Here is a 9527-nt window from a genome sequence, read left to right as displayed (position 1 = left end):
GTCGAAGCCAACAACACCGGAATCAAGCACATCAAACGAACCGCCCGCGGCTACCGCAACCCAGTGAACTACAAATCGATTATTCTCATGAGAAGTGCCGTCCGGACGGCGGCATGACACTCATCCGGGAATCAATTTCCCCATGAACCGCGAAGACCCACTTAAGAGATACAAGCCACCAACCTTGGCGCAAGCTTAGGCCAACCCGTCATGAGGGTCCGGGGGAAGTCGAGAGAGCGCACCACCGTGATGACGAGGTGGCTGCCAGTTATCGGGAGTTTCTGGCCGGATTACCTACCATCACAGCGTTGGGGGGGACATCGCCAATCACTACTGCACCAGCGCCGATGATCGCACCAGCCCCTATTTCGTAAGGATTTCCGCGTTTTGGGATGATGACTGCGTTGGCGGCAATAATGACGTCGGCACCTATTATTGAGTGTCCTCGACCGCTGCCGGCAATTGTGACGCCGTGTGCGATCTGCACACGATCCCCGATCCTGATTGATGGATGTACAACGGTGCCGAGGCCCCGATGCCATAGATGAACATCGTTACCAATGACGCATTCGTACGGGAGAATGCATCTGAAGACCAAGTAGTTTATTAGTTTGAGGATTCTTGCTTGACATCTATGTCCGCGATGATACGCATTTGATGACAATAGCCAAAGGGTTTCAGGTTTCACTTATCTCCGAAAATATACATGCATTAAGCTATAACTAGATTTCATTCCGAGTGCCTTTAAGTCCTGCAAAAAGTCCCCGCACCGAAGCCTGGAATTTACTTATCTTCCGATCCCTTTCCCTCAGTGGCCGCACGAGGAGGCGCAATGTCTCAAAAGCACCACTGCCGATAACTAGATTCCAACGACTCGAGAATTGAGATTCCACCATTATTCGGTTTTTCTGCATGTAGAAGTAATAGGTCGAACTTCTGCCTTCACTCTCTCCGGAGCCGCCCTCTCTGTGCCAGATGCGGGCGCTCATGTCGATACCCATCCCTAGTTCGAGGTCTTGCGCGCGCAGGGAAAGGTCGGCATCCTCCCAGTATAGGAACAGGTCTTCCCTGAACCCACCCAGTACTTTCCAAGTATGGAAACTCATCATAGGCGCGGCCCCGGTCATGAAATCTGTCATCCTAACTCCAGAGCGCACGGGCATCGGCTCGCCAAAATCTGTGTGTCTAGTTGAACCATTGGAATGGTTGATGTCACCGCCTACGAACCATATTGTCGGCGAGGATTCTGAGCCAGACGCAATAACTGGCGAAACAATATCGAGTTCACGCCTCGTGATTCTTGAAACCAGCAAACTCACGCAACCTGCCGTGATGACAGTATCGGGATTGAGTATCCAAATTAATCCGCTGTAATCAGGTTCCAGTTGCGAAGATGCCAGGTTTACGCCGGCCCCAAAACCGACATTGTCCAGGCTGCGGACCAACTTGACTTCCCCGGCAGCACTGAAATCAATTTCCTGAAGTTGTTTCCACTCTTCTTCGCCCGATCCATTTTCGAGAACGATTATTCGATCGATCTTCTCAGTCGAGAGGCTTTTGACACACGATCTCACATAATCCACACTTCGATAGTTCACCATTAATACGGTGACTTCGCTTTGAATTTTATTCATCGGTCGACCCAGGGCGCGTGAGCTCAGGCTCATGTGGTGGTCTGATTTCATTTGCAAGATTCCTAGTCATTCTCAGTCTAAATGCTTCGATGCATTGCATATTTCAATTTAGTCAGGACGATGCTCAGATCAGACATCTGGGGTGAGTAAAACGAAGAGACACGCATGCCGTGGTGCCGGCGTACGCACCAGAGAGTGTAGGCGCTTGCTACGACGTTGCCGACGAGCATTGCGTAGGCAGCTCCCATGGCACCATTTTGGGGTACCAGCAATGCTAGGCACGTAACATTTGCAATTGTTGCCAAGAAAAGACCCATGCTCCGTAACTCTGGCTGACCCCTAGCAGACAGCGTAGCGCCGGCCATTGATCCGGGGATCCACAGAATAGAGGCAGCAATCAGAATTACGGCCGGTAGTATTGCGCCTTCGAACTCGGCGCCGAAGACAATTGGTACCCACATGAACATCGTCAAGCAAATGGCGATTCCGATGAGCGTTGACGTGATCATGGAGAGGCGAGAGGATAAATAGACTCTCTCATCATTCGCATCTGCAGCATCTACGGAAAACATTACGTCCCGAATAGCATGATTTGTAATGAGTACAACTTCCGAAATGTTGACAGCGACGGCATACAGGCCCAAAGCGTACGCGCCTCCTAGCGGAGTAATAAGTACTTGGTCTATACGTGCAAGTAGAATCCCGGATAGCGATCCTAGCCATATACGTGTGCCGTAGCTGAGCAACTCTCCCGTGGCCAAGTTCTCGTGAGGACGGACTTCTTGGGAGCTGAGACCAACGTATGCAAGACCGCCCAGGATCGGAGATGCCACTAGCGCGAGCGTGCCAGTGAAAGGCGTTAGCTCTCCCGAGGACCAAAGTACGAGAAGTGCCGATATGCGGATCGTGGCAGTGATATATCGCTCTGCATTGACCCTGTTCCACTGATGCAACCCTTGTGCTGCACCCCGAATTGCCCCGATCATCAATGTTGGTGTGGTCGCAAGAACAGCGATCAGTATCAGGTTGTTAAGCGTTTGGCTGTCACCCGCCAGCATCGGCGCCAGTACGACGGCAATGACCGTTGCCAGAATTCCGCTGATGGCGAGTAGCCAGATAGCATTACGGACCACTGAACGGCACAAACGTGGATTTCGCGCGACAAAGAAATTGACGGCCTCCGGAAGGCCAACTGTACCGATAGCAGTGGAAAGCATTAGAGGAGCAACGGCTGCAGTTAATTCGCCGCGACCTTCAACTCCGAGAGAATGAGCCAGGATTGGTCCGGCTGCGAAGGCGGCTGCCGGGAGCGCGAGATTGGATAGCGCGACGGAAACGATGTGTTTGGTAAAGCTTTTTGTCTTCATATCCGCGATTCGCCTAAGTAAGCGGTTGGGCTATTCTTCGTTTGAATCATTTTGACATCGCTCGTGACCGCAGAATCTCACTTAGACGGCTGGCCATAACGGACGAGTTGTGATTTTCAGAGGCATGAACTCTGGCTCGGCGTCCCATTTCCAGAGCCCGTGAAGGTTGATCGAGCAGGGCGACGATGGCGGTCGCCATGGCGTCCGCGTCGCCGACTGGTGTCAGGAGTCCGGTGCTGTTGTCTCGAACATAGTCGGTCATTCCTGGTGTCTCGGTGATAACAACCGGACGACCAGTCGCGGCAGCTTCAAGCGAAACGGTCATGCCAGACACATGGATGTTCGGCCTTGTTGCGACGGCGACTATTGTGGCCTTGGCATACATTTCCCGGAGCTCAGCATGCGAGAAACGTCGAACGACCGACACTCCGGCCGGAGGTTTCAGTGACGAAGTAGTCTGTACGACCGCTCTTGTATTCGGCCTCTGGTGGATGACAGCGGCAAGCGCCTTGAACAGAGTCTCTGGATCACGGTCCCGATCACCGCCGACGCTGAAGATAAGGTCATCGCTTTCAGGGGGTCTGAAAGAATAGAAATTCGTATCGATTCCGAACGGAAGGAATTCTGCGCCCCGACTCTTAGAACGATTTCCTATCCACTGATCAAGAATCTTCACCTGCGCAGTTGACAAGCACCATAGCGCGCCGGCCTCACGAAGGGCCCTGCGCAGCAGACTGATCCTGAGCAGGGAAGTTGGTTTGCGTAACTGGTCCGTTGCCCAGATCACACCAGTTCCGAAATCTTCGTAACGTCCGGCTAGATACAGGTCAAGGGCTGTCCGCTCATCCCATGTGACTGCGAGCGGGGCAGCTGGATTCCGCTCCCTCATGTTGTCTTGCCGTCCCCCCCGGAAAATCGATGCGGCAGCTGCGAGTGAATTGTGGCGGTGAATACTCTTTCGCTCGACGGTGCTAGTTGCGTCTGCTAGTCGATTCAGGCCGTACGGCCAAGCATCGGGCTTCAGGTCTTCTTGATGGGCGGCCTGCCATGCACTGACATCGACTTGACTCGGATAGTAAACGTCGTATCTATTCATGATCGAATCCCGGACCCCGTCCCGTCCATACAACGAGGTTCATTTAGCCACAAGTCGGCTGTGAGCCGTCCGTCCACTTTCGGAAGATCCTCTTGAATGACCCTTGGGCTTCGTCGTGGTGCTTCGGCGCCAATGAGGGCATCAACCAGCATGACGTCCGTGAAGTTCTCCGGCAGGACTGTGTGTCCTGAGCGTTCAAGAAGACCGGCTATACCTGTAGCGTCAGTGGCGATCAGATTGCACCCGTAGCTCCAGCCTTCGAGGAGGGGCAGCCCGATCTGCTCTCTCCAAATCGCCGAGGTACGTGACAACAAAACTAGAGTTTCTGATCTGGCAAGAGTCTGGCGAATTACCGATCTGCTTGGACTGATGACTAGATCGACCTCAGGTCGAGTCCTCGCCCAGGCCTCTACTTTCTCGAGTTCTTCACCAATTCCAACAATTCGAAGTGTCAGACCGTGCCCGGCAGGAAGAATCTCCCAGGCGCTCATTAGTCGGATAATGCCTTTCCGTGTGGAGAGGTCGCCGAGGAAAAGCACCGATCCCAGAATCTTTTCGTCGACGCCGACAACCTCCGGCGAAGGAAGTGGATCGATTTGACGCAGCTTAGACTGAGCCTCCGCTTTCCTCCAATGTGGTCCCAGCAGGGATGCGTAGAGTTTCATCGATCCTTGCGTTCCGAAGGCAACACGATCGGCCGCGCGGAACGCAAGCCGACAGACCACGGATATGACTTTATGGGCCATCCTGTGCGGAAGGTGGAGACGCGCAGCTAGATTTGCGCTCGGATCCAAGTTTTCAATTGCATAGAAAACAAGTTGAAGCGGTCGGCGCATACTCGGATGAAAAACTCTCAGAATAAGAATAGGAAGCAGAACGTGCCATGCCGGAAGCATTAGCGGTTCATTGACTTCCAGTGTTTCGATGGAATGTTTTCTTAAAAACCTCGGGAGTCTCCATGGGGAGATTTTGCGTAATAAATCATGCCCAGTTAGCAGGCCTTCGTCAAAATCGTAGTTTGTCTTTGAGTATAGGATCCAGGTGTCATTTGAATCCAGTTCTCGCTCGAGATGGGCAGACCGAATTATTGAATAGAATTTAACTTTATTTGCCGCTTTTACTGGTTTTTGTTTCTTCATAATCGGTCCTTCGAGCCCTGCTTGATTCCAGGTTTCTAAAAAAGTTTCATGGGGATCCTACTGTTTTGCAAGGGTGCACACATAGCCTCTCGCCGTGCCAATGCGCCGTGAGGGACTTGGCCAATGCAGCGTAACCGGAGGCAGCCCAGAACAGAACTTGACCAGCCTGAGTGCATGGCTGGCAGAAGGTGACGGCGGCAGGTCCGTGGTTGTCATGCCGGAATTATGGCAGACAAACTCTGTGGCCATGTTTCCTGCATCGTCTTTCGACCGTGAAGGAGGGGGCGCGACGCCCGCCAGTCTTGGACGAAAAGGGACCGCTAGGGAACAAGTCGACGCCGGACGCGCTGTGCAGCGCGGGTGGAGACTGCTGCCGATCGGGCTAGTGAAGGTGTCGTTACGTGCGGGGGTCCGCCACGCCCGATGGGCAAATTAGATGTGGACGCCGTTGGCGGCTAAGGTGAATATACAGGTGATTCCGCCCAGTACTGTTTCGTGTCCAGATTCTTGGCGCATGCCGGCGGCTGCTGTGGACAGCCTCGTGGAGGAAACGGATTGGTCTCAACGGTAGTGAGCCAGGGGGAGGCAAAATGACGGACCGTAGACTGACCTTTGTCACGACTTATGACCCGAGGCAATCAGACCTCGGAGGAGCGTCTTGGGTGGACACCGCACTTCTGGAGGCCCTTGGCCAGTCGTTCGCCGTGGATGTGCACCAGATCTGCGGCGAGGGTGCATCTGGGAGAGTGCCGCTCGAGATCCGGAGTTCCAAGAGGCTACTCGGGCAAACTCTCTTGAGGATGTTGTTTCTCAAAGAGCCCTATCAGGTGGCAAAGTTTCGCGTCTCAGCTGAATGGAAACGGGAAGTCCGCAAAGTTCGGAGTCTTGCCGAGAATCGCAGCCATGATCACCTGATTGTCACGAGCCAATGGCCGGCGCTTCTGCTCCTCGCAGACGCGGGCGTCCACAGCGACCTTCACATAGCCCACAATGTTGACACAGTTATCGCGCGAAGCCACGACCCCGCCCTTTTTAGATGGATTGGGAATCCCGGACGAATGGCGGACAAGGAGCAGGAAATACTCCGGCGTCCCAGATCCGTCGTGGCTATCTCCCAGAGCGACAGTGATCGCATCGAACGATGGGGGATTGAATGCAGACATCTCACCTTGGCTCCTAAGGCTTTCCGAGAGCGGACTCCTTCTTCAACGGTGGTTGGCTTCATCGGCAAGGCGACTTGGCCACCGAACGCACAAGCCATAGGCCTATTGGTCGACGACGTACTTCCGAGGGTTCGAAAGACTCTCCCCACGGCCAGCGTGGTCCTGTCTGGGCGAGGAACCGAAAAGTGGGCCGACGTCGACGGAGTGACCAGCCTCGGCCGTATCGACGATCTTGCTGATTTCTACGACATGGCCGACTTGGTGGTGGTTCCTCGGCTGGGGGAGTCGACAGGCGTGTCCGTTAAGATGCTTGAGGCCATAACGTTCGGGCGACCAGTTGTGGTGCCAAGTATGCTTGCCGCTGATGCGGGGCTGGAAGCGGGCGTCATCCTGGCGGAGGACGTCAATGAGATGGTCATGGCGATTACCGAGTACTTCGGGAAAGCCTTGAGCCACCAAGACCATTCTGTCGAACCGGACACCGACCGACTGAGCGATAGTCTGACGTTGGCCGACCTTGATAACTATGCAGCACGCGTATTAGAACAGCCACGGACACTGAGGACCTTTTAATGACCCTGCACATAATTGAAACTCTGATTGACAAGTGTGTCGCAACGGAGGAAGACCTAATCGCACTAGTTGCGAGGCGGCCCAGGGCTCGGATCCAAACAGTAAATCTTCATCACGTTGCCCTTGCGAAGCGCTCGAAACGATTCTCTGCCGTCACTCAGAGCGCCGACTTCATAACGGCAGATGGTTGGCCGATTTCATCTGCCTTGCGTGGCGTGGGTAGAAAAACGGACAGGGTTACGGGTTCGGAATTCACGCAGCAGCTCTTCATCGATGATCGACTTCGGGGTCTGCGCATTGGGCTGCTGGGTGCTTCAGAGAGTGTCGGGGATACGTTTGAGCGGAAGCTCATGGACGCAGGCGTGAATCTAGTATTTCGGGAACACGGCAACCGGAAAGACTGGATCCCGGAAGTAATCGTTGCCGAAGTTTCAGCGGCGCGTGTGGAACTCCTACTGGTGGCCGTCACGCCGCCCTTCGGCGATGAACTGGGCAGTGCCATATACGACGCTGGATTTTCGGGAACTATTATGGCCGTGGGCGGAGCCGTCGACATGGTTGTCGACGCGAGAAAGGCCGCCCCTAGGGCGATTAGAAACTTGAAAATGGAATGGGTCTTCCGGCTGGTCCAAGAACCTCGGAGGCTATTTGCCAGGTACATCATCCTTTGCCTCCCGGTATTTGTTAGCGACATACTGCCACTTGCTCTCCGTCGGTTCTCCCGCAAGTGAAAGCCGGGCTTGCCCGGCCACATCGGCCGTTTCGACTGGGCGACGGCGTAAGCCCCGGCTTTCGGATCGAGAGTGTAGTAGGTATTGGGTCAGTCGGCTTGGCGGCTTTGGCGGGCGTTATGGCCGTTGGCTATGGAATACCGACACTTGTCGCGGTCTTGGGTTCCGTGGTTTTAGGAATCAGCCTGACGTTTCCGCGGCTTGCCGTCTATGCAACTATGATTTCGGCATTTTTGACCATGCCAGTTGGCCTGCCAGCTCAGGTGCCTCTCGCCGGTTTTAGCATGTATTTGTTTGAGCCGTTTCTGTATTTGACTGTCTTTGTGGCTTTGCTGCGCTTACGAGCCGTCCGAGCCACAGACATCGCCGCTTTATCAATGGCCGGAATTCTACTAGTGGGTAGTCTGCTGTCTTTGGCTTCGGGTATTTCGGCAGGTCATGTTATTTCTGACGTTCGGAGTCTTGTATACTTCGTTTCTGCTTTATTCATCGCTGGCCGATTTGCTGGTAATTGTTCATCGGCGCTTGGCGTCATACGGCTGGTGTCAATAATTCTCTGGGTATCTGCAATCCTTATTCTTTTTAGCAGCGCAACGGGTGTCCCTTTGGCTGGTCGGCAAGAAGAGGCCGCGCTTTACCTCGAGGGTTCAGGAAGCGGCAGTGGGGCGGCAACGCGGATAATTACGGGGACGACGAATCTTGCACTGCCGGTTTTGGCAGGATGGCTGGGTCTTTGGGTGGTCGGTAAATCACCGAAGGGAACGGCAATGAAATTCATGTTGCCGGCTCTCTTGATATCTTTCGTGGGGTTCTCAAGGAACACCATCTTGGGAGTCGGTGTCGGCATAATCTTCGCATTCCTCACTATGGGTAATCTCCATGCATGGAAGTCCACATTCAGACGAGTATTGGCTGTCGGAGTAGCCTTCCTCATGGCCTATATTGCACTACCTGTTCTTCAACTCCTTCCCGGATCCAGCTTCATAAGTGAGCAGTTGATTTCTTATGGATCAAGAGTAATAAATGGCCTCAGCCAAGAGACCCTTGCGCTTGATACTTCCGTGTTGTATCGGGAGAGGGAGAACTCCTTTCTTTTTCAGGCCATACGCGATCAGCCGTTTGTAGGGCATGGATTCGGATACGCCTACAAGCCAGGCGAAGGCGCAGCGGGCTCATTCTGGGCAGACAAGGGTACTATCTACGCGCACAACTTCTATCTTTGGGTATTGGTCAAGACCGGCTTTCTCGGTCTGGCAGCGTGGCTGTGGCTGTCGGCGGCCGCCCTCTTGCGGGCCGTTCGCAACCGCCAGCCATCCACACAATTCCTCTCGTGTGGGGCAATTGCTTTGCTGGCTGTGAGCGTTGTCGCTCCCATGCCGTTGGGGTCAGTGGGCTCTGTTGCAATCGGGGGATTCCTTGGAGCAGCATGGGCAGTGAATCGGTCCAATGAATTCTCCATGATGCTGTCAACGCATTCTGACGTGCCGCTCCTTGCCCCGGCCGGTGGTGGCCGGAGCATCGGAGGCAATTTCTAGGTGGTCCAGCCGGGGTAGGGCTGCCGCTCATGGTCCGAGGGCCCGGCCGCGGCGGCGGGGAGGTTGTCCGGAGAGGCGGGCTGGCCCGATATCCCGGCTCTTCGTGGTTGGTGGGGAATTGATTTCGTGGCGTAGCTAGAAAAGGGGCCCGTGGCCCTGCTGGGATGAGTGTGTCTAGCATTCAACCAGGAACAGGACCACGAGCCTTGACTGAGCCTACCGTTGTGGCGTTCGACGCTGCCACCAGCATCTTCAACCTGCCCGACTACCGCGTCATCTCCGCCACCGT

Annotated in this window: 8 protein-coding genes; 4 read left to right on the top strand and 4 right to left on the bottom strand. The window is 54.5% G+C overall.

Going from position 1 to position 9527, the window contains the following annotated elements; all coding sequences use genetic code 11:
- The coding region (locus tag AC1DN2_RS21170) for a transposase (RefSeq protein ID WP_476851258.1) at nucleotides 1-117 on the top strand (117 nt) is incomplete at its 5' end.
- A 605-nt stretch (nucleotides 118-722) separates the two neighbouring features.
- Here the strand turns inward: AC1DN2_RS21170 and AC1DN2_RS21165 are convergent.
- The 4 genes from AC1DN2_RS21165 to AC1DN2_RS21150 are packed head-to-tail and all read right to left on the bottom strand — an operon-like array spanning nucleotide 723 to nucleotide 5236.
- Nucleotides 723-1685: a glycosyltransferase family 2 protein gene (locus tag AC1DN2_RS21165; protein ID WP_476851854.1), complete on the bottom strand. Its 963-nt coding sequence runs from the start codon at nucleotides 1683-1685 to the stop codon at nucleotides 723-725.
- A gap of 26 nt (nucleotides 1686-1711) precedes the next feature.
- Nucleotides 1712-3001: an oligosaccharide flippase family protein gene (locus AC1DN2_RS21160; protein ID WP_476851853.1), complete on the bottom strand. Its 1290-nt coding sequence runs from the start codon at nucleotides 2999-3001 to the stop codon at nucleotides 1712-1714.
- 46 nt (nucleotides 3002-3047) lie between these two features.
- Nucleotides 3048-4097 carry a glycosyltransferase family 4 protein gene (locus tag AC1DN2_RS21155; protein WP_476851852.1) on the bottom strand — a complete coding sequence of 350 codons (1050 nt, stop codon included), beginning with the start codon at nucleotides 4095-4097 and terminating at the stop codon, nucleotides 3048-3050.
- Complete coding sequence (locus AC1DN2_RS21150; RefSeq protein ID WP_476851851.1) at nucleotides 4094-5236, bottom strand: glycosyltransferase; 1143 nt, start codon at nucleotides 5234-5236, stop codon at nucleotides 4094-4096. The genes AC1DN2_RS21155 and AC1DN2_RS21150 overlap by 4 nt, the downstream gene beginning before the upstream one ends.
- A 662-nt stretch (nucleotides 5237-5898) precedes the next feature.
- On the opposite strand from AC1DN2_RS21150, the gene AC1DN2_RS21145 reads away from it, so the two are divergent.
- From AC1DN2_RS21145 to AC1DN2_RS21135, 3 genes are all read left to right on the top strand, one after another.
- A complete protein-coding gene (locus AC1DN2_RS21145; protein WP_476851850.1) occupies nucleotides 5899-6972 on the top strand; it encodes a glycosyltransferase in 1074 nt (357 codons plus the stop codon).
- A complete protein-coding gene (locus AC1DN2_RS21140; RefSeq protein WP_476851849.1) occupies nucleotides 6972-7703 on the top strand; it encodes a WecB/TagA/CpsF family glycosyltransferase in 732 nt (243 codons plus the stop codon). Before AC1DN2_RS21145 ends, AC1DN2_RS21140 begins: the two co-directional genes overlap by 1 nt.
- 119 nt (nucleotides 7704-7822) lie before the next feature.
- On the top strand, nucleotides 7823-9238 hold the full coding sequence (locus AC1DN2_RS21135) for an O-antigen ligase family protein (protein WP_476851848.1): 1416 nt from the start codon (nucleotides 7823-7825) through the stop codon (nucleotides 9236-9238).
- The last annotated feature ends 289 nt before the right edge of the window (nucleotides 9239-9527 follow it).

It is taken from the genome of Arthrobacter sp. 01L42, assembly GCF_056400005.1.
The sequence above is the reverse complement of the archived record's forward strand: the minus strand, read 5'-3'. Positions and strand labels throughout refer to the sequence as shown.